Below are 26,668 nucleotides of genomic sequence, written 5' to 3' on the forward strand. Positions count from 1 at the left end.
CCAATCATCTTTCCCCGACGGACCTTATCAACCTTTCGAGGTATGCGTTCTCACTTATCACTTCCGCACCCCTGTTCCTAACCCTTCCAAGCTCCACCCTCGCCCTTATCCCGTGCTCCCTGAGGAAGTCGTTGAGCTTTGCCGAGATCGCCGGATAGAGCTCCCTATCAATGAGCCCGTAAACCGTAGGCCCCCATGAACTCTGCCCTGCGCCATGGGTCTTTTCGCGGAGGAAGTCCACTACAAGCTTCACGTCCTCCCTGAACTCGCCCCCCTGGGTGCTCTCAAAGTGCCTCCCAACGAGCCTCTGGATTTCGGAGAGGTGTCCCCCAAAGGCCTCTATGTCCCTCTCCCTGAGCGCTGGAAGGAGTCCAAGGAGGATTCTGTGGCTTATCTCCCTCGCGGCCTCGATGTTCCCGAGTGTCCCCTCCATGACGGGCTTTTCCTCCTCCTCGTCAAACCCCGGCTCCACCTCGGGCGTGACGAGTATGAACGCCCAATCCTCCGGAAACTCCTCCCTAAAGATGAGCGGGGGGATTCCACCCCTGACGCCGCCGTCGAGCACAAAACCGCCGAATTTGAACGCGTATATCCCGGTTCCCGAGTTTTTGCCCCTCCCGAGGAGGGAAGCCAGCTCTTCAACGTTCGTGTTTACCCCATTGAGCCTTGCTATGCCGAGTGCCAGGCCGAGGGAGAGCTGGGTGGTGGAACCGAGCCCCACGTGACGCGGTATGGCCCTCTCGACCTCAACCAAATAGTTGAACCCCGTTCCAAAGCGCTCGTTCATCCTCTTGATCACGCTCTTTATGGTCTCAACGTCCTCGCCTTCCGCCTTAACCACGAGCGAATCATGAGGAAAGAGCTTTATCCTGTAGCCGTCCTCAAGGGCAACGCCGAGGGAGCCAAAGCGCCTTCCGAGGGAACCGGAAGGGTCTATAAGGCCCAGGTGAAGCCTTCTTGGTGTCTCGATTATCATCATCCCTCACCACCGGTAGAACGACCGAAAACTTTATAAATGCTCCCCTTACGTAGTATCTTACGGCAGGGGCAGTGCGGTGGTAGTCTAGCCTGGTCTAGGACAGCGGCCTGCCACGCCGCTGGCCCGGGTTCAAATCCCGGCCACCGCACCACAATTCTAAGGTTCCTTTCTCCCAAAGCCGATTTTAACGCTCCAATTCAGTCCCCTCTGCTCTTGAGCGTGCCCCTCTCGAACATGAGCACGTAGGATGGCTCAAGCGCCTTCGGGCAGTGCTCAACTCCCCTTGGAACGACCGCGAGCTCGCCCTCTTCGAGGTGTATATCGGGGAATCCCTTCAGCTGGATGACTATCCTGCCCCTGTGCACGTAGAAGAGCTCGTCCTCGTTGGCATGCCTGTGCCAGTGGTACTCACCCTCAAAGAGCGCCATCCTGACCACGTAATCGTTTACCTTCGCCACCTCCACGGGAGACCAGGGTTCTTCTATCTTCTCCGCGGCCCTTTCAAGAACGACCTTCTCAATCACACAACCACCCAATGGGAATTCCCGCGGGGGTATTTATCCCTTCCTGCTGGACAAATTATCCAATGCAAAACCCCGCTTTTCCCAATGTAAAAGGTTTTTATAGGCTTAAAACATATGAGTGAGTGGTGGTGCGGATGACCTTTGACCCCGAGAAGATAAAGAAGATTAGGGAAGCCGAGAAGGAATGGGAGGAAAAGACCGTTAAGCCCTTCATCGCCAAGAGGCCCGAGAGAAAGGAGAAGTTCATGACGGATGACGGCTTCGAGGTCAAGCGCGTTTACACCCCTGCCGACCTCGAAGAGTGGGACTACCTTGATAAGCTCGGTTTTCCGGGCCAGTATCCATTCACGAGGGGCGTTTACGCGACCATGTACCGCGGCAGGTTCTGGACGATGAGGCAGTACGCCGGTTTCGGAACCGCCGAGGAGAGCAACAGGCGCTACAAGTACCTCCTTGAGCAGGGCCAGACGGGTTTGAGTGTGGCATTTGATCTGCCGACCCAGATAGGCTACGACAGCGACCACCCGATGAGCGAGGGAGAGGTCGGTAAGGTCGGCGTTGCCATTGATTCCCTCTGGGATATGAGGATACTCTTCGATGGAATCCCGCTCGACAAGGTTTCCACATCAATGACCATCAACGCCACGGCCGCCAACCTATTGGCGATGTACATCCTCGTTGCGGAGGAGCAGGGCGTTAAGCCCGAACAGCTCCGTGGAACCGTCCAGAACGACCTCCTCAAGGAGTACATAGCGAGGGGGACCTACATCTTCCCGCCCAAGCAGAGTATGCGCCTCGCCACGGACGTCATAATGTACTGCGCCGAGAACGTCCCCAAGTGGAACCCGATTTCGATAAGCGGCTACCACATCAGGGAAGCTGGAGCGAACGCCGTCCAGGAGGTGGCTTTCACACTCGCCGACGGTATAGAGTACGTTAACGCCGTCATAGAGAGGGGTATGGACGTTGACAAGTTCGCTCCAAGATTGAGCTTCTTCTTCAACGCCCACAACAACTTCCTCGAGGAGATAGCCAAGTTCAGAGCGGCCAGAAGGCTCTGGGCCTACATAATGAAGGAGAAGTTCAACGCCAAGAACCCGCGCTCAATGCTCCTGCGCTTCCACACCCAGACCGCTGGCTCAACCCTTACCGCCCAACAGCCCGAGAACAACATAGTTAGGGTTGCTATCCAGGCCCTCGCTGCTGTCCTCGGCGGAACGCAGAGCCTTCACACCAACTCCTACGACGAGGCCCTCTCACTCCCGACCGAGAAGAGCGTTAGGATCGCCCTCAGGACGCAGCAGATAATCGCCTACGAGAGCGGCGTCGTCGACACCATAGACCCGCTCGGAGGAAGCTACTACATCGAGTGGCTCACCGACCACATCTACGATGAGGCCCTCAAGTACATCGAGAAGATAGAGAAGATGGGCGGCATGATGAAGGCCATCGAGCGCGGCTACATCCAGAAGGAGATAGCGGAGTCAGCCTACAAGTACCAGAGGGAAGTCGAGGAGAAGAAGCGCATCATCGTCGGCGTGAATGAGTTTATAGTTGACGAGCCGCTGGATGTGGAGATACTCAAGGTTGATCCGAGCATCAGGGACAGGCAGATTGAGCGCCTTAAGAAGCTCAGGAGCGAGCGTGATGGTAAGAAGGTCGAGGAGGCCCTCGACAGGCTCAGGAAGGCCGCCGAAACTGAGGATGAAAACCTCGTGCCCTACATCATCGAGGCCCACAGGCACCTCGCGACGCTCGGAGAGGTCACCGACGTCCTCCGCGAGGTCTGGGGCGAGTACAGGGCCCCGCTGATATTCTGAGCCCTCTACCCTTTTTTGTTTGTCAAAGGAAGTTTCCATCAAAACGTTTTTAAATCCGTTTAGATTATAATCTTCACGAGCAAAGCAGTATTAGGTGCCGTTTATGGACGTTATCAGGACGGAAAAGCTCACCAAGTTCTTCGGGAAGAGGAACATAGTCTACAACCTCGATTTGAACGTGCCGGAGGGTGCGGTCTACGGTTTTCTCGGCCCCAACGGTGCCGGAAAGACCACCACGATAAAGATGCTCACCGCCGCCCTAAGGCCCACCTACGGCGAGATAAGGATTTTCGACATGGAAATGCCCCGGGAGAGGGTAAAGATAATGAAGAACGTCGGCTACATGCCCGAAACGCCGATAGCCTACGACAACATGACCATTTTCGAGTTCTTAACCTACATGGGGCGCCTCTCCGGGATGAAGAGGGACGCCTCAAGGGAGAGGGCCAAGGAGCTGATGGCGTACGTGGGCGTCGGGAGGATAGCGCTCAACAAAATGAAGGAGCTCTCAAGCGGACAGAAGCAGAGGGTCATGTTCGCGATGGCGCTCATGAACGATCCCGAACTGTTAATCCTCGACGAGCCCACCGCCAACCTCGACCCCCTCGGGAGGATAGAGTTCATCGGCAGAATTCTGGAGCTGGCAAAGGAGGGAAAGACGATTTTCGTGAGCTCCCACATAGTCAGCGAGATAGAGAGGATGTGCAACCACGTGGGGATAATCAACCAGGGGCGCATAATAGCCCAGGGAAGGATAAGCGAGCTGACGCAGGTGGAGGAGAACGAGTACGACGTGATAACCTCCGACAACGGGAAGGCACTCGCCTACCTCCGCGAGAGGCCCTACGTGAGGGAGGCATGGGAGGAGGACAACGTTCTCAGGGTAATCGTGGAACCGAAGTTCCGCGACGAGTTCTTTCTGGCGTTTCCAAAGTACCTGAGCTCCGAGGGGATAAGGCTCAAGCTCTTCAAGCCCCACACGAGCCCCCTCGAGAGGATTCTCATGGAGAAGTTCAGCCTGGAGGTGGAAGAGTGATAGGCGTCCTCTACTCCAGCGAGGTCTCGCGGATCATCAGGGCGAGGCGCTTCAAGGTTATGCTCGCTGCCATGCTCCTCCCAGTGATAGTCTACTTCTTCACCCACGAGGAGATAACGGAGTACGGGGCGAGGGCCCTCGAGCGCTCCTTCCAGATAGTGACCTCGGAGTTCATGGTGAACTTCTGGCTCAGCGTCATCGGCCAGCTCGTGGCGATAATCCTCATGAGCGACCTCCTCGCGAGCGAGATTGACCGCGGAACCATAAGGCTCCTCCTCACAAAGCCCATAAGGAAGAGCGAGATCGTATTTGGCAAGTTCCTCGCTGGACTTACGGGCCTGGCAATCCTCTTTGGGGTTCCCTACATGCTCCTTCAGGTTTACGGGGTTCTGCTCTACAAGGCCGGCCTCGAGGGCTTCACGGCCACGCTCGATGAAACGCTCTATGCCCTCGGTGTCACCCTCCTCCTTCTCGGGAGCCTGGGTGCGCTCGCGATGCTGCTCTCAATCCTCGTCTCACGCCCCCTCTACGCTTCCCTCTCGGCCTTCGCCCTCGTCTTCGTTGCGCAGTTCATCCTTCCCCAGCTGCCCTTTTTTGACAACCCCGAGCGCTTTACGCTAAACTACCAGGTTGGAGTTCTCCTCAAGAGCAGCTTCACCCTCCACGCGGGTCTCGACGCTTACAAAGGAGAACCGGCAATGTCAGCGCTGTTCTTCGTAGGAGCCATCCTGGCGGCGCTCCTCTTCACCCTGCTGGGGATTTACCGCAAGGAGTATCCGGAGTGAGGTGATGAAGGTGAAGAAATTCCTCACGTTCCTCCTCCTTCTCCTCTTTTCCGCGAGCGTCGTGGCCTACTCCGTTGAGGTCGGGATTGACGAGGTGCTCATCGTTGATGGCAGCGTGGTCACCTTCGACGCCTCCCCCTCGGGGAGCCTGATATACCTCCGCGTCGAGGGACCGGAGGGAGTGAACTCGAGCGTGCTCGGGTTCGGGGGGAGCCTCTACTTCAACGGGGTCAACTACACCATCGGGCGTTTTGACCCGGCCACAGAAAAGCTCGTGCTCCACCTCGAGGGGAATTACTCCAATGTGGAGGTCTTGAGGAAGAAGGACTTCTCCGTCGAGGTGGTGGAGGCGTTTGACACGTACACGAAGCTCCGCGTGAGGTGGGAGGGCTACTACGGCATAAACGACACCCTCCGCGTTTACTCAAACGGCATCCTCCTCAAAGAGCTCTCCGTGAGTATGGGAAGGGGAGATGAGGTAATTTTCACCGTGCAGACGCCCCCCTCCCGCTCCCTCGTGCTCTCCCTGGGAGGCATCACAAAGAACGTCCTGATAGAGAAAACCCGCCCTCAGGTGGAGGTGAAGAGACTCAGCAGGGATGAGAAGCTCCACGCAACCCTCCTAAATCACGGAGATGGGGTGAACGCTACCGTTTCGCTCACCTCCGGCGGTCTGACGCTTGAGAAGAGGGAGGTGTACCTCCCGAGGGGGGAGGAGGTCGAGGTCGCCTTCGAGAGAAACCCCCTCCAGGGGGCCATCGTGCTCAACTACGGCGCCGTGGCCCAGGAGAGCTTTTACTTCGAGCCCCCCGTGATTTCCGTCGTCTCCTACTCCCTTGAGGGCGATGCCCTGAGGCTGAGGCTCAAAAACGAAGGCGGCTACTTCCACGGCAAGGTCAGCCCCACGAGCAACTCCGTCGTTATCGGCTCTCCCCTATCCGTTGAGCTGACCCTCCGGGAGGGCGAGGAGAGGGAAGTGACGTTTAACCTCACCGCGGATGTGAGCTACGTCACGGTTCTCATAAGCTCCCCGGAATTCACGACCAGCGTGCCCCTTAGCCTCGAAAGGGGCCTCCGCGTTGAGTTCGTCAACGATTACTCGAGGGCCTACCTCGGCGGCTCCGCCGTTTACAGCATTCTGATCACCGGGAAGGGGAGGGTGGAGCTCGGGACTTCGGGACTGCCGGACTCTGTGAGCTACGCGTTCTACTACGGCCAGAACGAGGTTAAAACCCTTAACGTTGATGGAAGCGCCCAGCTGACCCTCGTGGTTTCGCTCCCGAGCTTCCCCTCGGGCTTCCGGGTGGAGGGCATGGTGAGGTTCAACGCCACGGTTAACGGGGAGAACTATCCCCTAACCCTTGAAGTTGCCGGGGCCGGAAGGCTTCCCGTCTACGGGGACAACTGGCTCGCGAAGAGCAACTTCACGTCGGAGACCCACTACCTCGGCCTTCCCTACCACGTGGTGTGGCGCGACGTAAGTCCCCCCTACATTTTCGAAAACGCCACGGGGGAGAAGATAGCCCTCCTCTACGGCAGGTACGTCCGCCAGGGGGAGGACCTCAAGCTCCACATCCTCAGCCCCTACGGGGAGATACTCCACACATCGGAGGCACCGGCTGGAAGGCCCGACTTCCTGGTGTTCAACGAGAGCGAGTTCATGGCAATGGTTGAAGGGAAGGGTTTCTTTAACTCCGTGCTCCTGGTGGCGCGCTACATGGATAAACCGGGGAACCTCACGCTCAGCATGAGAAGGAAGCCTTTCGGAGAGGGGCTCGAGGTTATAGTGCTCAACGCGACAGCCCTCAGGGGGAGGAGCCTCACCATAAGGGCCAGCGGGGAGAACCTGGAGCTGAGGGCGTACCACTTCACGCTCAACAGCGAGAGGGAGGACTTTGACCCCCTGGGCGACCCGAAGAAAGCGGAGTTCAGCGCGAAGGGAGACACCGTTTCAGGAAGGATAGCCGTGAGGAGCGACGAGGACTTCGTGGCAATAGTTGTGAGGGGAACCGGCGAGGTGAGGCTCTCCCTTGAAGCGGGCGGCACGGTCATAGGCGCTTCCGAAGTGACTACGCGGTGGGCGTACATGGCGGTTTTGGGGCTGGGCTTTCTCCTACTGCTGGCACTGTTCCTTGAGAAGAAGCTCGGCTGAGTGCCCGCTTTTGTACACGTTTTGCGGGCACAAATTATATAACGAACGTGTGAGCAACCAACACTTTAGGTGTGGAGGATGCCGTACATAGAGAAGCTTGAAATGAGGGGATTCAAATCATACGGTAACAGGAAGGTTACAATACCGTTCTCCAAGGGCTTCACAGCAATCGTTGGGGCCAACGGTAGTGGGAAGAGCAACGTCGGGGATGCGATGCTTTTCGTTCTCGGCGGCCTGTCGGCGAAGGCCATGCGTGCAACGAGGATAAGCGACCTTATTTTTGCCGGCACGAAGAAGGAACCCCCGGCGAAGTACGCGGAGGTCTCGATCTACTTCAACAACGAGGACAGGGGATTCCCCATCGACGAGGACGAGGTCGTGATAACGAGGCGCGTTTACCCCGACGGTAGAAGCCTCTACAAACTGAACGGCAAGAGGACGAGCAGGAGCGACATACTCGACCTCTTAAGCGCCGCGATGATTTCTCCGGAGGGCTACAACCTCGTCCTCCAGGGAGACATAACGAAGTTCATCAAGATGTCGCCGACGGAGAGAAGGCTCATAATAGACGAGATATCCGGCATAGCAGAGTACGACGAGAAGAAGACGAAGGCGATGGGCGAGCTCAAGCAGGCGGAGGAGAACTTAGCGCGGGTTGATCTCCTCATAAGCGAGGTCAAGAAGCAGCTCGACAAGCTTGAGAAGGAGCGCAACGACGCGCTTCGCTACCTAGACCTCAAGGAGAAGCTGGAGAAGGCGAGGGTTACTCTCCTCGTCGGGGAGATAAAGAGGCTTGAAAGGCTGATAGATGAGGGCGAGGAGAAGGAGGAGGCCCTGAGGGAGAAGGGGGCAAGTATAGAGGAGCGCCTCAAGGAGATAGCGAAGGAGATAGTGAGCAAGGAGGCGGAGCTCGCGAGGCTGGAGAACCTGATAGAGAGCGAGAGCAGTGATGAACTCCTCGCGATAACCAGGAAAATAAGCGAGGTTCAGAGCAAGATTGAGCTGGCCAAGAGGAACATTGAGATCGCCAAAAAGGAGATAGAGGAGTCGAACTTCCGCATGGCCAAGGCGAAGGAGGAGCTGAAGAAGGTATCGGACGAGCTGGAGAAGAGCAAGAGCGCGATAAACCGCTGGGGCAAGCGCAGGGAGAAGCTCAAAGCGGAGATCGAGGAGAAGGAGAAGGAGAGGAACGCGCTCGTGGTGAAGCTCGGGGAGATAGATAAGAACTTCCGCATAGCCAAGGAGGAGTTCGATAAAACCACCGACGAGCTTGAGGAGGCCAAAAAGGCTTATTATCAGGCCGAGACCAACATAGGGAAGTTTCAGGAGGACATAGAGCGCCTCAAAGCCAGGATCAGCACTCTAAACGCCAAAAAGCTCTCCCTCCGGAGCAGGATAGAGGAGCTCAAGGCGGAGGTCGAGGCCAGAAAGGAGGAGCTCTCCAAGGTCGAGGCCAGCATGAACCGCGGGGAGGGCAGGCTCAGGAAGCTTGAGAAGGAGATGGAGGAGAAGACAAAGGAGCTCTCCAAGGTCTCGGCCGAGCTTGAGAGCGCGAGAAAGGAACTCATGAGGGCTGAAGCACAGCAGGAGGCCCAGACGAGCAACAGGGCAATAGAAGCTCTAAAGCGTTCGGGCATAGAGGGTATACACGGGGCCCTCGGCGAGCTGATAAGGATAAGGGACGAGAGGTACGCGGTGGCGATAGAGGTGGCCCTCGGGAGCCACTACGACAACGTGGTGGTGGATGACGATAAGGTCGCGGAGAGGGCGATAAACTTCCTCAAGAAGAACAGGCTCGGAAGGCTAACGTTCCTCCCGCTCAACAAGATAAAACCGAGGAAAGAGCCCGGGGTGGGGACCCCCGCGATTGAGCTCGTTGATTTTGATCCGCTCTACAAAAACGCCGTTTCCTACGCCATAGGCGATACTGCTGTAGTTGAGGACATGAACGAGGCGAGGAGCATAGGCATAGGCAAAGCAAGGATGGTCACCCTCGGAGGGGAGCTCCTCGAGAGGAGCGGTGCCATCGTTGGCGGCCACTACAGGCCGCGGGGCCGCTTCAAGACGGTAAACGTGGAGGAGCTGAAGGCGAAGGTTTCTTCACTTGAGGGCAGGAAGGAATCGCTTGAGAGCGCCCTGAACGCCCTGAAGCTTGAGCACCGCGGGCTGGAGAGGGAGCTCTTCGAGCTGAGGGTTAAGAGGAGCGACCTTGCGAAGGACGTTGACGTGCTCCAGAAGGAGCTCGCGAGGCTCCTTGAGGAAGACAGGAACGCCTCCGAGGAGATTAAGGTGAGTGAAGAGGCCATAAAAGAGCTTGAGAAGAAAATTGAAGGGGCAAAGAGCGAGATGGCCAAACTCGAGGGCAGGATAGAGCGCCTCGAGAAGAGGAAGGAGAAGCTGAAGAAGGCCCTCGACAACCCCGAGGCGAGGGAGCTCAACACCAAGATTAGAGAGGTGGAGCACGAGCTGACGAAGCTCAAGGAGGAGTACAGCAAGGTGGAGAGCAGGCTCGAGAGCCTCGAGGTCAGGATAAACGAGGAGCTCATTCCGAGGAAAGCCGACCTTGAGGAGGAGATAGAGGGGCTCGCCAACAGGATAAACGCCTTCAAGCAGAGCATAGAGAAGAACACCGCCGACCTGGAGGCCTTCAACCGGGAGCTGGAGGAGCTCAAGGCCGAGGAGGAGAAGCTCAAGGGGGACGTCCAGAAGCACAGGGAAGAGAGGGACGCGCTCAGGAAGGAGATAGACGCGCTTAGGGAGGAGAAGGAGAAGCTCAGGGAGGAGCTCCAGAAGGTCAGCCTCGAGCTCAACACGCTGAAGATCGAGATCGCCCAGTACAGGAGCAGGCTTGAGGAGCTCAACCGCGAGCTCAAGCACCATGATGTAAGCCTCGTGAAGGAGATACCCCTCGACCTGGAGAAGCTCAGGGACGAGATAGACGAGATGGAGGAGGAGATAAAGCGCCTCGAGCCCGTGAACATGAAGGCCATAGAGGACTTTGAAGTCGTTGAGACGCGCTACCTTGAGCTCAAGTCGAAGAGGGAGCAGCTCGAGGCGGAGAAGGAGAGCATAGAGGAGTTCATAGCGGAGATAGAGGGCCAGAAGAGGGCGGTGTTCATGCAGACGCTCGAAGCCATAGCCAAGAACTTCTCGGAGCTCTTCGCCAAGCTCTCGCCGGGAGGAGAGGCCAAGCTCAAGCTGGAGAACGAGGAGGACCCGTTCTCGGGCGGCCTCGAGATAGAGGCAAAGCCAGCAGGAAAGGAGGTCAAGAGGATAGAGGCCATGAGCGGCGGCGAGAAGGCTTTAACCGCTCTCGCCTTTGTCTTCGCGATACAGCGCTACAAGCCGGCGCCCTTCTACCTCTTCGACGAGATAGATGCCCACCTTGACGACGCAAACGTCAAGCGCGTTGCCGATCTGATAAAGGAGGGCTCCGAGACGAGCCAGTTCATAGTGATAACCCTCAGGGACGTCATGATGGCCAACGCCGACAAAATCATAGGCGTCAGCATGAGGGAAGGTGTCTCAAGGGTCGTCTCCCTGAGCCTCGAGAAGGCCATGGAGTACCTCGAGAAGGCGAGGCAGAAGAGCGCCCTCGGGATGTGAGGGAGGCTGTTTAAGAGGTGGGTTAAATGGAGCACCGTATGGAAGAGGAGATAACGCCCGTTGACATACTCCTTCAGCTGGTGATGATGGGCAAAGTCGACCCCTGGAACATCGACATAGCGGACATAACGGAGAAGTACATAGAGAGGCTCAGGGAGATGCGCGATCTCGACCTCCGCGTTTCCGCGAGGGCCATACTCGCTGCCTCAATTCTCCTCCGCATGAAAACCGAGGCCCTTCTCTACGGGGGGGAGGAGAAGGAGGAGGAAGAGGAAGGCGAGGAGCGCATAAGGGTGGAGGTTGACCCGGTTGTTCCGCCGATAAGGCGCGTGGACAGGCTCTACACGCTTGACGATCTCATAGATGCCCTCATGGACGCCCTTGAGGAGGCGGAGAGGAAGAAGCCGCGGAAAAAGAAGAAGATCAACATAGAGGAAGAGATATTCGTGGTTGACGACTTCCGCGTGGACATAGAGAAGCACGTGACGAGGCTCTACGAGATAGTGAAAGAGGTCTACGCCGAGACGAGGGAGAAGATAAGCTTCTGGGACCTCGTCTTCGACTTCAGCCCCAAGATAGTCGCGAGGACTTTCCTCTACCTGCTCTTCCTCTCCAACATGGGGAAGGTCGAGCTCATCCAGGAGGAGCCCTTTGGGGAGATATACGTTCTTCCCGTGGAGGAAATGGAGGGGAACTAGGCCCCAAAAATCCTCTCCATCATCCATTTCTCGTCGAAGGGCCTCAAATCATCGTAGCCCTGGCCAACGCCAACGAAGAGTATGGGGGCGTTTATCTCGTGGCTTATGCTTATTGCAGCTCCTCCGCGCGCGTCCGCGTCGAGCTTGGTGAGTATCACACTATCAATCTTCACGGCCTCGTTGAACTGTCTGGCCTGCTCGATTATGGCGTTGCCCGCGAGCGCGTCGCCCACAAAAACAACGAGGTCAGGCTTCGTTACCCTGACGATCTTCTTCATCTCGTCCATGAGGTTCCTGTTGAGTTCGTTTCTCCCTGCGGTGTCTATGAGCACCACGTCAATCCCCCTCGCCTTCGCGTGCTCTATAGCATCGTAAGCTACCGCAGCGGGGTCGCTCTTGTACTGGTGCTTTATGACCTTCACCCCGACCCGTTTGGCGTGCTCCTCCACCTGCTCTATTGCCCCGGCACGGAAGGTGTCGCTTGCCGCTATAACAACGGAGAGCCCGTTCTTCTTGAGCCAGTGGGCGAGCTTCGCTATCGTTGTGGTCTTCCCGCTCCCGTTGAAGCCCACGAAGGCTATCACGTAGGGCTTGTCCTCCTTGGAGCGTATCTCCTCGAGAAGGTCAATCCCCCTCCCGGGCGTTAGGATTTCAAGGATGGCCTCCTCAACTGCCTCCTCAACGAGCTTTCTCTTATCGGTTCCTATCTTCACCTTCTGGCCGATGAGCTTTTCCCTTATGCGCTCCTTGAGCTCCTCAACAACGTCGAAAGCGACGTCCGCCTCCAAGAGCTCTATCTCGAGGTCATCGAGAGCGCGGTTAACGTCCTTCTCGCTTATCTCGGTCTGGGCGACCTTATCAACGAACGATCCCAACTTCTCCTTGAGCTTTCCGAACATTACCACCACCCGATGGGTGGATGACTTATTCCTATATAATGCTTATGAAGCCCAACCCGACCGGCAAAAGCTTAAAAAGCAACCCCTCAAATCTGTGGTAGAACATGAAAAAGGGAGGTCATGCTCATGAAGGTTGCAAAGGGAGATGTTGTGAGGCTCAGCTACACCGGAAAGGTCAGGGAGACTGGGGAGGTCTTCGACACAACCTCCGAGGAGATAGCGAAAGAAGCGGGAATATACAAGGAGGGGGGCGTTTACGGGCCCGTCCCCATTATAATAGGTGCCGGCCACGTCCTCAGGGGCCTTGATGAGGCCCTCGAGGGGCTCGAGATCGGCAAGAAATACGAGATAGAGGTTCCGCCCGAGAAGGGCTTTGGAAAGAGGGACTTCAAGCTCATAAAGACCCTCACCCTCGGCCAGTTCAAGAAGCACGGCGTTTACCCGTTCCCGGGCCTTGAGGTCGAGATAGACGGAAAGAGGGCGAGGGTTCTCAGCGTCTCAAGCGGAAGGGTCAGGGTTGACTTCAACCACCCGCTCGCCGGGAAGACGCTCATCTACGAGGTCGAGGTCGTTGAGAAGATAGACGACCCGATAGAGAAGGTCAAGGCCCTTATCGAGCTCAGGCTCCCGAATGTCAACATGGAGAACGTCATCATAGAGGTCGGCGAGAAGGACGTCAGCATAAACTTCGGCGAGCAGACCGTTGACCCGAGGCACCTCGCCATAGGTGAGCTCCTCCTCGAGGCCGACCTCAAGGCGCTCGGCTACGAGAAGATAACCTTCACCCCGTCCGTTGACGACCTCCTCAAGCCGCCCGAGGCCAAGGAGGAAGTCCCGGAGGAGAAGGTTGAAGAGGAAGCCTCTGCCGAGAACGTCGAGGAAGTCAAGGAGGAGGCCGAGGAGACGACCGAAGAAGCGCCCGCCGCCGAGGAGAAGACTGAGGAAGCTGGAGAGGAAGCCCCCACCGAGGAGAAGGAAGAGGAAGAGCCCAAGGAGGAGTGAGCCACGGAATTGTTTCTTTTCTACCTCCTCCTGCTTTCCCTTATCCCCATGAGCCTTCTGACATCGAAGGGATTCTACGGGTGGACGTTTTCGGCGGTCGTTTTCTACCTCGCGCTACCCCTCATCCTCGCGAGGCTTGCCGGCTTCAGCGCTGAGGAACTTGGCTTCAGGCGCGGGAAGAAGGACGGTTACATCCTTGCCCTCCTTCTCTTCGTTCTCACACTGCCTGTTAGCTTCTACGCTTCACGGATGCCATCTTTTAGGGCGTACTACCCGATATTCCCCTACCGCTCAGCCTGGGGATTCCTGATGGGGGAGGCCCTCATCGGGATTAGCATGTTCGCCCACGAGGCGTTCTACAGGGGCTTCCTCCTCTTCCCTCTGGCGAAGAAAAATAGGTGGAAGGGGATAATTGTCCAGCTGATTCCCTACGTGCTCGTCCACATAGGAAAACCGCCCCTTGAAATACCGTACTCGCTCATAGGCGGGATAGTGTTCGCGGAGATTGACCTCAGGAGCGAGAGCTTTCTTCCCAGCTTCCTCCTGCACTGGGCCGGCGCGGTGGTTTTTGACCTAATGTGCGCCCTATAGCGGGAGGGAAAAGAACTCCACCACGTTCCTCTCCGTGGCCCTCTCAACCTCTCCCACCTCAAGGCCCTTAAGCTCAGCTATTCTCCTGACGGCGTACTCCACGTTCCACGGGTAGTTCTTCTCGCCCTTGTAGGGGCTCATGTAGGGAGCATCCGTTTCTACAACGATACCCCCAAGGGGTAGAACTTCCGCCGCTTCCCTAACATTGGGTATGAAGTCTATCCCCGTGTTTATGCCGATGATGTGACCGTTCTCGACTATCTCGAGGGCGAGGCCCGTCGGGCCGCTGTAGGAGTGGAAGTAGGCCCTGACTCCGGCCCTCTGGATAGCTTCGAAAACCTCTCTCTCAGCATCACGCGCGTGCAGAACCACGGGCTTGTCGAGCTCTACCGCCAGGTTCAGGAAGTGGTGAAAAATCTCCCGCTGATTCCTCCTCTCCCTCTCCGTTTCGGCGTAGTAGAAGTCGAGGCCAATCTCTCCCACGGCCACTATCTCATCGGAGTGCTCCCTTATGAAGGCCTCGACCCTGTCCACCTTCTCCCAGTTGCCCCTTCTTGCTTCGTTTGGGGCAAAACCCAGCGTCGGAAAGACGAAGCCGAAGTAGGGCTTCAACAGCTCCCAGCTCTTCCAGACGTGGAACTTGCGGTACTCGGTTATCGAATCGAGCACGGCTTTGAGATGCTTCCTGCTCTCCTCCGCAACCGCCGGGGCGTCTTTTTTGAACATCTCGATGTGAGCGTGCGCATCAATCATGCCTCTCACCCTGTGACTCAAACGCCCTGAAGGTTCCGCCTTTAAAATATTTTTGCGCTACCTCAGAGGGCAGCAATTTTCCAAAGTGCAGGCAAAAGCCTTATTAGACCTCCCCCTTAGTGGCCTAAGGTGGTGACGATGGCGTTAAGTCAGAGCATTTATGATTTCCTATGGAACTACTTCATAAGGCCCATGTACACCCGCGAGGGCTACAACCCCTACAACACCGCCCTCTACGGCTTCCTCCTCGGGGTGGGTGTGATACTCACCTACGACCATATCATCAAGCGCTTCAACATCAAGGTGGACGAGAGACTCTTCTACGCCGTCATTCCCATGGTTCTCTTTGGCTCCACGACGAGGGCCCTTGTTGACGGGAAGGTGCTCTCCCCAAACCCGTGGATACTCACCCCCGGGATATTCTTCACGGCCTTTTTCCTCATAGTGCCCGCGCTGGCGGTTGATGTGAAACTCAACCTCTACCCCAAGCTAACCGTGGCGTGGGGGCTCATCGTTTCGGCCTATCCGCTGTACCTGTTCTTCACGCACATTGTGAGGCCTGAGGCCTACGCCTACACGCTGCTCTATACGATAGCGTTCGCCCTCCCCGTCCTCGTATTCTACCGCTTCCGGCCCTTTGAGAGGACGTTCCTCTACACGGTACTCGTTCACACCTTCGACCTCGGCTCGACAGTGGTTGCGATACACCGCTACAACCACTACGAGGTTCACTGGATCGAGGGGATTCTCGCGAATCACTTCGGCCCCTTCATACTCTACCCCTGGAAGCTCCTTATCCTGGCGGTCGTTTACTACGGCGTCCGCTACTTTGTTAAGGATGAGAACGAGCGCAGATACTGGTACTTCGCGATGTTCGTCCTCGGCCTTGGGCCCGGCTTCAGAGACCCGGCACAGCTGGTGCTCGGCGCGTGAGCGCGCCTTCCCTTTGTCTTTATCTTGGCCTTTTAGTACAACTCTAAAAGCGGCTGGGCGAGCCCGAAATGTATATAACGCTCTCTGTAATAGTAATATCAAGAGGATGCTGGAATCAGTTCTCCCCGGAGAATTCATGAGGAGCAGGTAAGTATGGTGGGCGTTGTTGTAACCGGTAGGGGCGGGGTTGGAAAGACTACACTTACCGCCAACCTCGGGGCTTACTTCGCGAGGGAAAGGTACAAAACCCTCCTGATAGACGGCGACGTTTACCTCCCCAAGCTGGCGTTCCATTTCGGCCTTGACAGGCCCAGGTACCATCTTCACGCCCTTCTGAAGGATGACTCGTTGAGGCCGGAGATGGCAATATACGAGATTCCCGAGAACAGGCTCTTTGTACTCCCTGGGAGTTCGCGCTTCTACGACATCCTCATGACACCAGCAGAGAGACTCAAGGACGTTGTGAGTAACGCGATGCGCCACTTTGCCCTCACGATAATAGACTCCCCCACGGGGATTCCCTTCGACACGCTGCCCCTCTTCTCCCTGGTCCAGTATCAGATAGTGGTCGTTGAGGTTGAGCGTTCACCGATACACTCCTTCGAGACCCTCGTGAAAAACGAGATTCTTAAGCTCAAGGCCCTCGGGGACCTCTACGGCCTGCGCGTGGGGGTGGTCCTCAACAAGGTCAGGGAATCGGAGGAGGAGATTGAAGGAGTACTGCGCTTCCTCGACGAGAACGTCCGCGTTGAGGTTCTCGGAGTGGTCCCCATGGACGAGAAGGTCCCGGAGGCCATAAACTACGGAAAGCCCGTACTCGAGCACGACCCATCGTCGCCGGCAGCCAAGGCGTTCCGAAAAGTTGGGGAGAACCTCGAGAGGTGGGTGTTCGGCAGAAACCCGGGGACGGAGTTCATAAACCGCGTCATCAAGGAGGGATGGAGTTGATAGTCCTCTTCGTTGGCCCCGGGGGTTCGGGGAAGACCGTGATGGCAATAAATCTCGGCATCTTAATGGGCAGGATGGGCTACAACACCCTCCTCGTGGACGGGGACATATACCTCCCGGACATGACGGAGTACCTCGATATGGGGGCAGTGAGGGTGACGCTGCACACGCTTCTCAAGGACCCCCTCGTGGAGCCCGAGGCAGCCCTCTACAAGCTCAGGGAGTACGGGGTAAGCGTGCTGCCCGGCTCAAAGGAGCTGGGGCAGGTGGTGGGGGCACACACGTCCCTTCTAATCCACGTTTTCGAGGAGCTCTCAAAGGAGTACGCCCTCACGTTCGTGGACACGCCGAGCGGCCTTCCCATGGACCTTCTCGAACTCTACGAAATAGCCACTCATCAGGTTGTCGTCCTCGACGTCGAGAGGGCCGGAAGAGGAGAGCTCCCCTACACAATCCACGACCAGCTGGAGAAGTACCTCTTCCTCGACAGGGAGGAGCGCATGGAGCACGGGGTCATTCTGAACAACGTGCAGAAGGTTGACCCAGCACTCATTGAGGACTACATCGAGGAGACCTTCGAGGTTCCCGTCCTGGGAGTGGTTCCCTACGACCCCCACGTTCCTGAGTCGGTGTCCCTTAGGAGGCCCCTCATCGTGGAATTCCCGCACAGCGACGCGGCCATAGCGATAAAGGACGCGGGAAAGGTCATCGAGCGCTGGCTCTTCGGATAGCCCGCCCCTCCTCAAGTTCTCTCTTGAGTGTTCTGGCCTCTTCCTCAGCCTTCTTCACCGGAACATTCTCTCCATCTCACATCCTTTGAAAGGAGGAACCCCTACTAACGGGTTCCCCGTAGGAAGTGCCCTCCATTCTAGCCGAGTACTTACGGCGGGGTTTAACAAAGAGTCTCTTTACCTACATTTTTACCTACACAAAATTGTATTAAACTTTGAAAATGTTATTTTCCACGGGGGGATATAGATGGACATGCGAAAGACCGTCAGAGTAGGGATAATCATAGTGCTAATCCTCAACCTCGTCTCAGTCACGGGAGTGTTCATCTACGCCAGTAAGGCAAAGGCGGACGGAGTAGTGATAGACCTCGCAGGCCGGCAGAGGATGCTCACTCAGAAGATGTCGAAGGAGGCCCTTGCGATAGCAGTAGGCGAAGACAACTACCGGGAAGAGCTCCTGGCAACGGCTGAACTCTTTGATAAAAGCTTGAAAGCCCTGCTCTACGGTGGGACCGCCCCGATACACAACAAGGAACAATCCATTCCCCCTGCGCCTCCTGAGGTTCAGGCCCAACTCAAAAAAGTGGAGGCACTATGGCAACCTTTCTACAGAAACGTTCAGATAGTAGCCACGAAAGACACGAGTGACCCACAGTTCAAGGATGCCCTTGAGTATATTCTGACTCACAACGTTGAGCTCCTGACCGAGATGAACAAAGCGGTAGGACTCTACAGCGGCACATACGGGAGGAAGCTCACGTACCTTAAGATTTACCTTGTCGGAATGCTGGCCCTCAGCATCTCCGTTGGAGTTTATCTCCTTAGATATCTCGAAAGAATAATCAACGATTTTATGTCCCTGCACGAAACAAGCATAAAACATGGAGAAACTCTGGAGGATGAATTGAAACACCTTGTCGATTACATCACTGCCCTCTCAAGCGGCGATCTCACGGTGACACCCGGAGAGGGGAGTGCGGAGTTCGAGAGGGTCCACAGGGCCCTCAGTGAGTTTAGGGAGAAATTGATTAAAACAGTGAGCACTTTAAACGAGATAACATTAGGGTTGAAGGCAAACTCGGAACGACTTCTTGAGATGTCGAAGGATGGCGTTAGATTGGTCGAGCAGGGCACTGAAGCCGTCCGACAGATAGCAATTGAGGCGCAGAGGCAGCAGGAGAACATCAACGAGATAACCGAGGGAATGCGCTACGTGAGTGAGATAAGCGACCAGAGCATTCGTTCTATGGAGGAATTTGAGGGATCTATGAGAGAGGTCGTGATCATGGCCAATGATGGAAGGGAGAAAAGCCGCATCTCCGCAGAGAAGATAAAAAGGATTCAAAGTACCATAGGAGACGTAAAAGATGCCGTTGACTCAATAAGGGACATGGGTAAAAACATTGAGAACATCACCAACGTGATAACGGGTATAGCAGAGCAGACAAACCTTCTTGCTTTAAACGCCGCTATTGAGGCTGCCAGGGCGGGTGAAGCCGGAAAAGGCTTCGCAGTCGTTGCTGAGGAGATACAGGGGCTCGCTGAAGAAAGCAAAAAGGCAGCGGAAAACATAAGGGCAATAATAACGCAGATGTCGGACAGGATAGAGAACACGGTAGACCTGACGGAGCACAGCGTCAACATCGTTGAAGAGAGCTCATCAAGCCTGGAGGAGACGGTTCAGTACCTCAAAAACATCGCTGAGATGATTGAGGAAGTGACCCCCCAGATGGAAGAGGTTAAAGATAGCATTATGCGCACGAAAGAGGCGGCTGAGAAGGCACTGAAGGCAATGGAGAACCTAGCGGCATCTGCGGAGGAAACCACAGCCTCAACTGAGGAGGTAACTTCCACTATGGAGGAACAGGGCCGCATCGTCCGCTCCCTTGAGGACATGGCTGCCACAATAAACGGTGCGGTTGGCAGGATAGTCCCAATAGTGGAGTCGTTCAAGTTGCCCGAGAAAGGACTCGTCAAACGGGTTGTTGAGGAGGTCAGGAGCCGCATTTCTTAGCGCTCTCGTGCCCCACATTCAGTTTTTAACTTGAACCCCCCTACCCTCCTCAAGTTCTCTCTTGAGTGTTCTGGCCTCTTCCTCGGTTCTTCTCACGCGGAAGACCCTCGCTATCCTCTCCACCGCGTCGAGTTTCCTTATCGTCCCGTCCAGCCACGTGAAAACGTCGCCGGGATAGGCTATTAAACCGTAGGTTCGCCTGAAGTGCTCGGCTATCTGGGAGGGATGCCTTCCAGCCCTCCTGAGCTCCATGATCTCGTAGCTAACCTTCTCCATGGCGTACTCCGTGCAGTCCTCCTCTGGGCAGTTGAAGAAGTCCTGGTATATCGTGAAGAGCTTCTCCGCCACGTTGGGGCTTACCTCCGGGATGATCCTGTCCAGCTCTTTAAGCATCGCCGTGAAGCTCGGTGAGAACAGCTTGCCCCCCACGCGCCCCCTAATCGCTGAACCAAGCTCCTTCTGCATCGTGCCGCTGAGGTAGAGGTTTTCAAAGGGGAAGAGCTTAACCGCTATCCATCTCGCTTCCTTCTTGCCGAGGTTTTCACGGATGAACGTAGCCTCCTTTGGGAGGAGGAAGCTCATGCTAACGGCCCTCCCGTAGGGGGTCACCTCAACGCCGCGGCCCACGCGCAGGAAACCAAACTCCTGAAGCTTCTCGAGAACTTTTTCCGCGCTCTGGTTGGCGCCAAGGCACCTGGATTGGACTTCCTCGATGACGTCGAGCCGGTTGAAGACACAGGAATGTGCCAAAACGTTGTCCTGTTCAAGTTCGTCGCTCCACTCAACAACAACGGGTTCTATAGGCGCCGTCAGGAGCTTGAAAGCCACTTCGTCCTCGCTGCCCTCCATCCCGGCCGAGTACTTCTTTCCGGGCTCGACTATGAGGTAAACCCTTCCCTTTTCGTGGTAGAGCGGTCTTCCGGCCCTTCCAAGCATCTGGTGGAACTCCCTCACGGTTAGCCACTTGTTGCCCATAGCAAGGCTCTCGAAGAGAACCTGGGATGCCGGGAAGTCCACTCCCGCCCCAAGCGCCGCCGTTGTGACCACCACATCGAGGCGGCCCTTGAGGAACTCGAGCTCCACGAGCTTGCGCTGGTGGTATGGAAGGCCTGAGTGATAGGGCTTGGCTTTCAGCCCCCTGCTCGTGAGGTAAGCCGCTAGCTCGTGCGTCCTCTTTCGGGAGAAGGTGAAAACTATGCTCTGGCCCCTGTAGCCCTGCCGGGAAGTCCTCGATGCTTCGGCCCTCGCCAGCCGCGCTATGTACGCCCACTTCTCACTCTCGTTTCTCGCGATTATTATGTGTCTCTCCAGATCCACCGGCCTCTCGTCGTAGAGCACCAGCTTGAGCCCGAGTTCCTTCGCCAGCTCCTCCGCGTTGCCAATCGTGGCGCTCAAACCCAGGAACTGCGCTTTCGGATAGAGGGTTCTAAGACGCGCGATGAGACCGTCCAGCCTCGGCCCGCGCTCCTCGTCATCGAGGGTGTGTATCTCATCAATGACTACCGTCCCAACGTTTCCTATCTTCCTGCCGGCCCTCAGCAGGTAGTCTATTCCCTCGTAGGTTCCGACGATTATGTCCGCGTCTATGCCCGTATCAACGACAACCAGCTCATCCTTGGTTTTTATCCTGCTCATTCCGACCCTTATCGCCACGCGGAGGCCGAGTTTCGAATAGCGCCTCTTGAAGTCCTCGTACTTCTGGTTGGCCAGAGCCACAAGGGGAACCAAAAAGAGCATCTTTTGCCCCTTCATCGCCCTCGGAACGCCGGCGAGCTCTCCAATGAGGGTCTTACCGCTCGCGGTTGCGGAAACCACAAGGAGGCTCTCGCCATCGAGGAGGCCGTTCCTGATGGCCAGACTCTGGACCGGGAGGAGCTCGTTCACTCCCTCCGACTTCAGAACCTCCCTGAACTTCTCCGGAACCGGGAGTTCATCCACCCTGACCCTCTCAACCTTCACGTGCTTTGCCTTCAGCTCGTCCCAGCGGGTGATTTCGGGATGCGTCGTGGGATCAAACCGCGGGTCAAAGGCGTAGAGCACCTTGTCGAGGTCTTTAAAGCGTTTTAGAAGTTTTTTCGCCTGGTCCAGCATTGCCAGGCTCCTGAAGCGGAAGCGGAGTTCCCTCTTTAGCTCCTCCTCGGCGCAGCGCTCACATATGTACTCGTCGTGGTATTTTATCCTGTTCCCCTCGCCGAGGACTGTAATCCTGCCCTCCATCATACAGAAGCGGCAGAGCGTTGCCCTCTCAACCTTCTTCTGGAGCCTCCTGGTGAAGTACTCCTCGAAATCCCCATCCACAAGTATTATCCTCGATGATCGCAGGGCCTTCTCGACCTCCTTGGGGTTCCTGTACTCGCTCCCCTCGAGAACCTTGAAGAGCCTGCCCTCTCGCATTATGAAGCGGTAAATACGGTCAGCCTTGAGGTTTTTCATCTGGGAGAGCTTCTCGGGCTCGTTCTCTATGAAAAAAGCCTCAAGCTCGTTCCTTTTCCTCCCCCGTCTCACTATGAAAAGCACACGTCTCACCCCAGAAGGATCATTCGATGTCCTTGAATTTGTTCCTTATCCTTTTGGAGCCTATTCTGAGCTCCCTGAAGAAATCTATATGCTCCCGGGGAAGAAAGCCGTCTAGTTGAGTATCCCTCATGCGGCGCTTTTTTCCGTTCTCCCTTCTCTGCTCCTTTTTGGCCCCGGAGTTTCTGAGGTACTCGTCCAGCGTCCTGTCCATGGCCATCGGGTGAGATTGGGAAAGGGGAGTATATAGGTTTTTGGGTCAGCCCTAAACCCTTAAAAAGGGCCCCTCGCACTTTAATCCAGGAGGGGTTTTCATGCACTGGGCCGATTACATTGCTGAGAAGATAATTAGGAAAAGGGGAGACAGGGAAGAGTACGTGGTGGAAAGCGGGATAACTCCGAGCGGTTACGTTCACATAGGCAACTTCAGGGAGCTTTTCACGGCCTACATCGTCGGCCACGCGCTCCGTGACAGGGGTAAGAAGGTTCGCCACATCCACATGTGGGACGACTACGACAGGTTTAGGAAGGTTCCCAAGAACGTCCCGCAGGAATGGAGGGAGCACCTCACCAGGCCGGTTCGCGAGGTTCCGGACCCGTGGGGCTGCCACGAGAGCTACGCCGAGCATTTCATGAGCCTCTTCGAGGAAGAGGTTTCGAGGCTCGGCATCGAGGTGGACTTCCTCCACGCCTACGAGCTGTACAAGAACGGCGAGTACGCCGAAGAAGTGAGGACCGCCCTCGAAAAGAGGGATGAGGTGAAGGCCATCCTTGACAAGTACCGCGAGAGGGCAAGGCAGCCGCTCCTTGAGGATTCATGGCAGCCAGTCATGGTGTATTGCCCATCCTGCAGGAAGGAGGCGGACTTCGTTTCCTGGGACGGCGAGTGGAAGGTGTCCTACAGGTGCCCCCACTGCGGCGCCGAGGGCGAGACGGACATGAGGGAGGGCAACGTCAAGCTCCGCTGGCGCGTTGACTGGCCTATGAGGTGGGCCCACTTCAGGGTTGACTTTGAGCCGGCAGGAAAGGACCACCTCGCTGCCGGAGGCTCCTACGACACCGGGAGGGAGATAGTGGAGAAGGTCTTCGGCTGGCCCGCTCCAATAGATCTCATGTACGAGTTCGTTGGCATAAAGGGCCAGAAGGGCAAGATGAGCGGGAGCAAGGGCAATGTTATCCTTCTGAGTGACCTCTACGAGGTTCTGGAACCGGGAATAATCCGCTTCATCTACGCCAAGGCGAGGCCGAACAAGGAGCTCAAAATAGACCTCGGGCTCGGCCTGCTCAACCTCTACGACGAGTTCGACAAGGTTGAGCGCATCTATTTCGGCCTTGAGGAGGCCAAGAACCCGGATGAAGAGGAGGAGCTGAAGAGGACGTACGAGCTTTCAATGCCGAAGGTTCCGGAGAGACCCACCGCGCAGGCGCCCTTTAGGTTCCTGGTTACGCTCGTCCAGATGCCCCACCTCGACGAGGAGGGGATAATAAACGTCCTCAGGGAGCAGGGCCACGTTCCGGAGGAACTGAACGAGGAGGACGTCGAGAGGATAAGGCTCCGCATACGCCTGGCCAAAAACTGGGTCGAGAAGTACGCTCCTGAGAACGTGAAGTTCTCCCTCCTCGAAAAGCCGCCCGAGATGGAGCTCGAGCCCGCGGTAAGGGAGGCGATGCTCGAGGTGGCAGAATGGCTGGAGAACCACGGTAAGTTCACCGTTGACGGGCTCAACAACGTCATCTTTGATGCCGCCAAGAAGCGCGGAATCCCGAGCAAGAAGTGGTTCAAGGCCCTCTACAACGTCTTCATCGGCAAGGACCGCGGCCCGAGGCTCGCACCGTTCCTTGCCTCATTGGACCGGGAGTTCGTTATAAGGCGCCTCCGCATGGAGGCGTGACCGGCAGCCTTTTAACTCCCCTTTCCTTACTTCTTTCTTGGTGCTTCCTATGAGGACATACCGGGCGAGGATTCTGAGCTTTGAGAACCCCTCTTCTCCTGCCGAATACAGGTACATGTCCGTGGACGATGAAGGACGCATCGTGGGTCTCTCAAGGGGAAAGCCCGCTATCACGGGTGAGCTTGTTGATTACTCCGAATACCTAATACTCCCCGGTTTCATAGATGCCCACATCCACCTTCCCCAGCTCCACAAGAGGGCGATGGTAAGCGATTCCCTTCTCGAGTGGCTCGAGAGGTACATCTTCCCCGCCGAGATGGAGTTCTCCGATGCGGACTTCGCGAGAAAAGTGGCAAGGGAGTTCTTCTCCACGCTCATCAGGAACGGGACGACGACGGCCGTCGTCTATTCCTCCCCCCACAGGGGTGCAACGGAGGTTGCCTTTGAGGAGGCCATGAAAAGCGGGATGCGCACCGTTATCGGGCAGGTTCTAATGGACATGAACGGGCCCGAGGAGCTTTTGACCACCCCCGAGAGGGCCGCCTCGGACATAAGGGCGGTGGCTTCCAGGTGGCACGGCTTCGATGGAAGACTATTCTACGCGGTTACGCCGCGCTTCGCCGTGAGCTGCAGCATGGAGCTCATGAGGACCGCATCGGAAGTCGCGGATAGGATGGGCCTCTACGTGCAGACCCACCTGTCCGAGCAGATGGGAGAGATTGAGGAGGTGAGGAAGCTCTTCCCCTGGGCGAAGTCCTACACAGACGTTTACCACGAGGCCGGTCTCCTCGGCGAGAGAACGGTAGTGGGACACGCAATTCATCTTAGCGACAGGGAGAGGGCCATACTGGCCAGGACGGGCACAAAGGTGGCCCATTGCCCATCATCCAACTTCTTCCTCCACAGCGGTGTCATGGATTTAAGGGCCCACGAGAGGCTCGGCCTGACGGTGGCCCTCGGTTCCGACGTCGGTGCAGGACCCTTCCTCTCGATGCTCGAAGTTCTCAGGGATGCCTACTACGCCAACGCAATGAGCCCGGCCAAGGCCTTCCACCTGCTGACCATGGGAGGCGCGAGGGCTCTGGGCATGGAGGACAGGATAGGAAGCCTTGAAGTGGGCAAGGAGGCCGACTTCGTCGTCATAAACCCCGAACCCCTGGCAGAGGCGGGAGAGGACGTTGAGGTGCTGCTCTCGAGGCTCATGATACTCGGGGACGAGAGAAACGTTGCGGCAACCTACGTGCGCGGAAGGGAACTATGGGCCCAACACCAGAATGAGAGAAAAGGGTGAGGGATTCACTCCCTCTTGCTCTTCTTCCAGTTGCTCCACCTGTAGAGCGCCGCGAGGGACTTGATGGCCCTCTCGGGCTCCGGGTAAGCTGGGATTCCCTCCTCGTTGAGCATGTCGATGGCTTCCTTGGCCTCTATGCCTCCGACGATGGCAACAACGAGCGGCTTCTTCCTTCCGCTCTCGTTGTACTCGCGGATGACTATCTTGGCGAGATCCCTCGGGTCGAGCACTGCGGTCTGGCAGTAGAGAACCGCTATGCTGTGCATGTTCGGGTTGGCGAGAGCGTCCCTAACGGCTCCCTCGTAGGCCTGCGCTCCAGCCATACCGGTCAAATCAACGGGGTTCTTGTAGCTTCCGAAGGGCGGCATGTGGTTGGCGAAGACTTTCAAATCATCCAGGTTGTCGTAGAGATGGAGCCCCTCCTCCTCGGCGGCATCGGTCGCCATAACGCCGATTCCACCGCCGTTGGTGAGGATGACGACGTTCTCTCCCTCCGGCTCCGGAAGGTTGCTGAGGGTTCTCGCCCAGTCGAAGGCCTCTCCGATGGTCAAAGCACGGAGAACGCCGCTCTGCTTGAAGGCGGCGGTGTAGATGCTGTCGGCACCGGCGAGTGAACCGGTGTGGCTTGCGGCGGCCTTGGCACCGCGCTCGCTCCTTCCGGCCTTTATGATGATGATTGGCTTCTTCATGCTGACCTTCTTTGCCGTCTCCATGAACTTCCTTCCGTCCTTGACGCCCTCCATGTAGATGAGAATGGCCCCTGTGTTCTCGTCCCCCTCGAAGTACTCAAGCAGATCAGCATCATCAAGGTCGCTCTTGTTTCCAATGCTGACGACGGCAGAGAGACCAACCTTCTCAAGGATGGTCCAGCCCATGAGGGCTATTCCAAGGGCTCCGCTCTGGCTGATGAGGGCAAGCTTGCCGGGCATAACGTCGGTCGGACCGAAGGTGGCGTTGAGTTTTGTTGGCGTGTAAACAACGCCGAAGATGTTCGGGCCGAGAATCCTCATGCCGTACTTGTGGGCGGTCTTAACGAGCTCCTCCTCGACCTTCTTACCCTCCTCGCCGAGCTCACCAAAGCCCGAGCTGATGATGGGGAGGACCTTGACGCCCTTCTTTCCGCACTCCTCAACCACCTGGGGAACGAACTTGGCCGGGACGATGACGACGGCCATGTCCACTTCATCGGGAACGTCGAGAATGCTCTTGTAGACCGGGAACTTCCTCCCGCTTATCTCGATCTCGCCGCCCTTGACGTTGACGGCGTATATCTTGCCCTCGTAGCCGTACTCGATGAGGTTCTTCATGACAGCGTATCCTATCTTGCCTGGTTTGTCCGAAGCCCCGATGACGGCGACACTCCTGGGCTTGAAAAGTGCCTCAACACTCATCTCTTCCACCTCGATAAACTTTACGTTCATAAATGCGCCGAAGCCGTTATAACTTTTCCCTTATTCATTTGCCGATCCCCCTATCGGCGTTCGTTAAAGGAACGGAAGG

The 26,668-nt window shown here is 56.6% G+C and carries 21 protein-coding genes and 1 tRNA gene; 15 read left to right on the forward strand and 7 right to left on the reverse strand.

The features are described 5' to 3' along the window. Positions 1-4: 4 nt before the first annotated feature. Entirely contained in the window at positions 5-976 is a 972-nt protein-coding gene (locus PFER_RS03255; protein ID WP_048149098.1) for a beta-ribofuranosylaminobenzene 5'-phosphate synthase family protein, read from the reverse strand. A 76-nt stretch (positions 977-1,052) separates the two neighbouring features. Here PFER_RS03255 and PFER_RS03260 point away from each other — a divergent pair. After that, a tRNA-Gly gene (locus tag PFER_RS03260) sits at positions 1,053-1,130 on the forward strand. A 46-nt stretch (positions 1,131-1,176) separates the two neighbouring features. Here the strand turns inward: PFER_RS03260 and PFER_RS03265 are convergent. Next, positions 1,177-1,503, reverse strand: coding sequence for a cupin domain-containing protein (locus tag PFER_RS03265; RefSeq protein WP_084593899.1), 327 nt, complete (start codon positions 1,501-1,503; stop codon positions 1,177-1,179). A gap of 134 nt (positions 1,504-1,637) precedes the next feature. On the opposite strand from PFER_RS03265, the gene PFER_RS03270 reads away from it, so the two are divergent. From PFER_RS03270 to PFER_RS03295, 6 genes are all read left to right on the forward strand, one after another. After that, the gene (locus PFER_RS03270; RefSeq protein WP_048148730.1) at positions 1,638-3,323 is read left to right on the forward strand and encodes an acyl-CoA mutase large subunit family protein; all 1,686 of its coding nucleotides are present in this window, start codon (positions 1,638-1,640) and stop codon (positions 3,321-3,323) included. Positions 3,324-3,426: 103 nt separating this feature from the next. Then, entirely contained in the window at positions 3,427-4,359 is a 933-nt protein-coding gene (locus tag PFER_RS03275; protein ID WP_048148733.1) for an ABC transporter ATP-binding protein, read from the forward strand. Then, positions 4,356-5,144: an ABC transporter permease gene (locus tag PFER_RS03280; protein WP_048148735.1), complete on the forward strand. Its 789-nt coding sequence runs from the start codon at positions 4,356-4,358 to the stop codon at positions 5,142-5,144. The genes PFER_RS03275 and PFER_RS03280 overlap by 4 nt, the downstream gene beginning before the upstream one ends. A 4-nt stretch (positions 5,145-5,148) precedes the next feature. Further along, positions 5,149-7,296, forward strand: a complete 2,148-nt coding sequence (locus tag PFER_RS03285) for a hypothetical protein (RefSeq protein ID WP_157255035.1) — start codon at positions 5,149-5,151, stop codon at positions 7,294-7,296. Between the two features lie 78 nt (positions 7,297-7,374). After that, positions 7,375-10,902 (forward strand): chromosome segregation protein SMC, encoded by a 3,528-nt coding sequence (gene smc, locus PFER_RS03290; RefSeq protein WP_048148740.1) that lies wholly within the window; start codon positions 7,375-7,377, stop codon positions 10,900-10,902. Between the two features lie 26 nt (positions 10,903-10,928). Then, a complete protein-coding gene (locus PFER_RS03295; protein ID WP_048148743.1) occupies positions 10,929-11,600 on the forward strand; it encodes a segregation and condensation protein A in 672 nt (223 codons plus the stop codon). Here PFER_RS03295 and ftsY read toward each other — a convergent pair. Continuing rightward, a complete protein-coding gene (gene ftsY, locus PFER_RS03300; protein ID WP_048148745.1) occupies positions 11,597-12,499 on the reverse strand; it encodes a signal recognition particle-docking protein FtsY in 903 nt (300 codons plus the stop codon). The two genes, PFER_RS03295 and ftsY, sit on opposite strands and share 4 nt — an antisense overlap. 126 nt (positions 12,500-12,625) lie before the next feature. Between ftsY and PFER_RS03305 the strand changes: the two genes are divergently transcribed. Together PFER_RS03305 and mrtA are read left to right on the forward strand one after the other, a co-directional pair. Further along, complete coding sequence (locus tag PFER_RS03305) at positions 12,626-13,501, forward strand: FKBP-type peptidyl-prolyl cis-trans isomerase (RefSeq protein ID WP_048149101.1); 876 nt, start codon at positions 12,626-12,628, stop codon at positions 13,499-13,501. 9 nt (positions 13,502-13,510) lie between these two features. Next, a complete protein-coding gene (mrtA, locus tag PFER_RS03310; protein ID WP_245612418.1) occupies positions 13,511-14,092 on the forward strand; it encodes a CPBP family archaeomyxosortase MrtA in 582 nt (193 codons plus the stop codon). On the opposite strand, the gene PFER_RS03315 is transcribed toward mrtA, so the two are convergent. Continuing rightward, positions 14,087-14,845 carry a YchF/TatD family DNA exonuclease gene (locus tag PFER_RS03315; protein ID WP_048148747.1) on the reverse strand — a complete coding sequence of 253 codons (759 nt, stop codon included), beginning with the start codon at positions 14,843-14,845 and terminating at the stop codon, positions 14,087-14,089. The two genes, mrtA and PFER_RS03315, sit on opposite strands and share 6 nt — an antisense overlap. A gap of 138 nt (positions 14,846-14,983) precedes the next feature. Between PFER_RS03315 and PFER_RS03320 the strand changes: the two genes are divergently transcribed. The 4 genes from PFER_RS03320 to PFER_RS03335 all read left to right on the forward strand — a co-directional run bounded on the left by PFER_RS03320 (position 14,984) and on the right by PFER_RS03335 (position 19,471). Then, entirely contained in the window at positions 14,984-15,778 is a 795-nt protein-coding gene (locus PFER_RS03320) for a DUF63 family protein (RefSeq protein ID WP_048148750.1), read from the forward strand. A gap of 153 nt (positions 15,779-15,931) precedes the next feature. Continuing rightward, positions 15,932-16,726, forward strand: a complete 795-nt coding sequence (locus PFER_RS03325) for a MinD/ParA family ATP-binding protein (RefSeq protein ID WP_048148752.1) — start codon at positions 15,932-15,934, stop codon at positions 16,724-16,726. Beyond that, entirely contained in the window at positions 16,717-17,457 is a 741-nt protein-coding gene (locus tag PFER_RS03330; RefSeq protein ID WP_048148754.1) for a MinD/ParA family ATP-binding protein, read from the forward strand. The genes PFER_RS03325 and PFER_RS03330 overlap by 10 nt, the downstream gene beginning before the upstream one ends. Positions 17,458-17,704: 247 nt before the next feature. Beyond that, positions 17,705-19,471 carry a methyl-accepting chemotaxis protein gene (locus PFER_RS03335; protein ID WP_052696176.1) on the forward strand — a complete coding sequence of 589 codons (1,767 nt, stop codon included), beginning with the start codon at positions 17,705-17,707 and terminating at the stop codon, positions 19,469-19,471. 18 nt (positions 19,472-19,489) lie between these two features. Here the strand turns inward: PFER_RS03335 and PFER_RS03340 are convergent, their stop codons facing one another. Together PFER_RS03340 and PFER_RS03345 are read right to left on the reverse strand one after the other, a co-directional pair. Continuing rightward, positions 19,490-21,988 carry a DEAD/DEAH box helicase gene (locus tag PFER_RS03340; RefSeq protein WP_048148756.1) on the reverse strand — a complete coding sequence of 833 codons (2,499 nt, stop codon included), beginning with the start codon at positions 21,986-21,988 and terminating at the stop codon, positions 19,490-19,492. 19 nt (positions 21,989-22,007) lie between these two features. Further along, a complete protein-coding gene (locus tag PFER_RS03345) occupies positions 22,008-22,205 on the reverse strand; it encodes a PCNA-inhibitor (protein ID WP_245612420.1) in 198 nt (65 codons plus the stop codon). A gap of 94 nt (positions 22,206-22,299) precedes the next feature. On the opposite strand from PFER_RS03345, the gene lysS reads away from it, so the two are divergent. Together lysS and guaD are read left to right on the forward strand one after the other, a co-directional pair. Beyond that, positions 22,300-23,877 (forward strand): lysine--tRNA ligase, encoded by a 1,578-nt coding sequence (gene lysS / locus PFER_RS03350; protein WP_048148761.1) that lies wholly within the window; start codon positions 22,300-22,302, stop codon positions 23,875-23,877. Positions 23,878-23,926: 49 nt separating this feature from the next. Next, complete coding sequence (gene guaD / locus PFER_RS03355; RefSeq protein ID WP_048148764.1) at positions 23,927-25,168, forward strand: guanine deaminase; 1,242 nt, start codon at positions 23,927-23,929, stop codon at positions 25,166-25,168. Positions 25,169-25,173: 5 nt separating this feature from the next. On the opposite strand, the gene acs is transcribed toward guaD, so the two are convergent. Next, positions 25,174-26,559 (reverse strand): acetate--CoA ligase alpha subunit, encoded by a 1,386-nt coding sequence (acs, locus tag PFER_RS03360; protein ID WP_048148766.1) that lies wholly within the window; start codon positions 26,557-26,559, stop codon positions 25,174-25,176. Positions 26,560-26,668 lie beyond the last annotated feature (109 nt).

The organism is Palaeococcus ferrophilus DSM 13482 (genome assembly GCF_000966265.1).
Lineage (GTDB): Archaea > Methanobacteriota_B > Thermococci > Thermococcales > Thermococcaceae > Palaeococcus > Palaeococcus ferrophilus.

Coding starts and splice junctions, on each gene's coding strand:
- PFER_RS03255 (WP_048149098.1), bottom strand. CDS start 976: ATGATAATCGAGACACCAAGAAGGCTTCACCTGGGCCTTATAGACCCT.
- PFER_RS03270 (WP_048148730.1), top strand. CDS start 1,638: ATGACCTTTGACCCCGAGAAGATAAAGAAGATTAGGGAAGCCGAGAAG.
- PFER_RS03275 (WP_048148733.1), top strand. CDS start 3,427: ATGGACGTTATCAGGACGGAAAAGCTCACCAAGTTCTTCGGGAAGAGG.
- PFER_RS03285 (WP_157255035.1), top strand. CDS start 5,149: ATGAAGGTGAAGAAATTCCTCACGTTCCTCCTCCTTCTCCTCTTTTCC.
- smc (WP_048148740.1), top strand. CDS start 7,375: ATGCCGTACATAGAGAAGCTTGAAATGAGGGGATTCAAATCATACGGT.
- PFER_RS03295 (WP_048148743.1), top strand. CDS start 10,929: ATGGAGCACCGTATGGAAGAGGAGATAACGCCCGTTGACATACTCCTT.
- ftsY (WP_048148745.1), bottom strand. CDS start 12,499: ATGTTCGGAAAGCTCAAGGAGAAGTTGGGATCGTTCGTTGATAAGGTC.
- PFER_RS03305 (WP_048149101.1), top strand. CDS start 12,626: ATGAAGGTTGCAAAGGGAGATGTTGTGAGGCTCAGCTACACCGGAAAG.
- PFER_RS03315 (WP_048148747.1), bottom strand. CDS start 14,845: ATGATTGATGCGCACGCTCACATCGAGATGTTCAAAAAAGACGCCCCG.
- PFER_RS03320 (WP_048148750.1), top strand. CDS start 14,984: ATGGCGTTAAGTCAGAGCATTTATGATTTCCTATGGAACTACTTCATA.
- PFER_RS03325 (WP_048148752.1), top strand. CDS start 15,932: ATGGTGGGCGTTGTTGTAACCGGTAGGGGCGGGGTTGGAAAGACTACA.
- PFER_RS03330 (WP_048148754.1), top strand. CDS start 16,717: ATGGAGTTGATAGTCCTCTTCGTTGGCCCCGGGGGTTCGGGGAAGACC.
- PFER_RS03335 (WP_052696176.1), top strand. CDS start 17,705: ATGGACATGCGAAAGACCGTCAGAGTAGGGATAATCATAGTGCTAATC.
- PFER_RS03345 (WP_245612420.1), bottom strand. CDS start 22,205: ATGGCCATGGACAGGACGCTGGACGAGTACCTCAGAAACTCCGGGGCC.
- lysS (WP_048148761.1), top strand. CDS start 22,300: ATGCACTGGGCCGATTACATTGCTGAGAAGATAATTAGGAAAAGGGGA.
- guaD (WP_048148764.1), top strand. CDS start 23,927: ATGAGGACATACCGGGCGAGGATTCTGAGCTTTGAGAACCCCTCTTCT.
- acs (WP_048148766.1), bottom strand. CDS start 26,559: ATGAGTGTTGAGGCACTTTTCAAGCCCAGGAGTGTCGCCGTCATCGGG.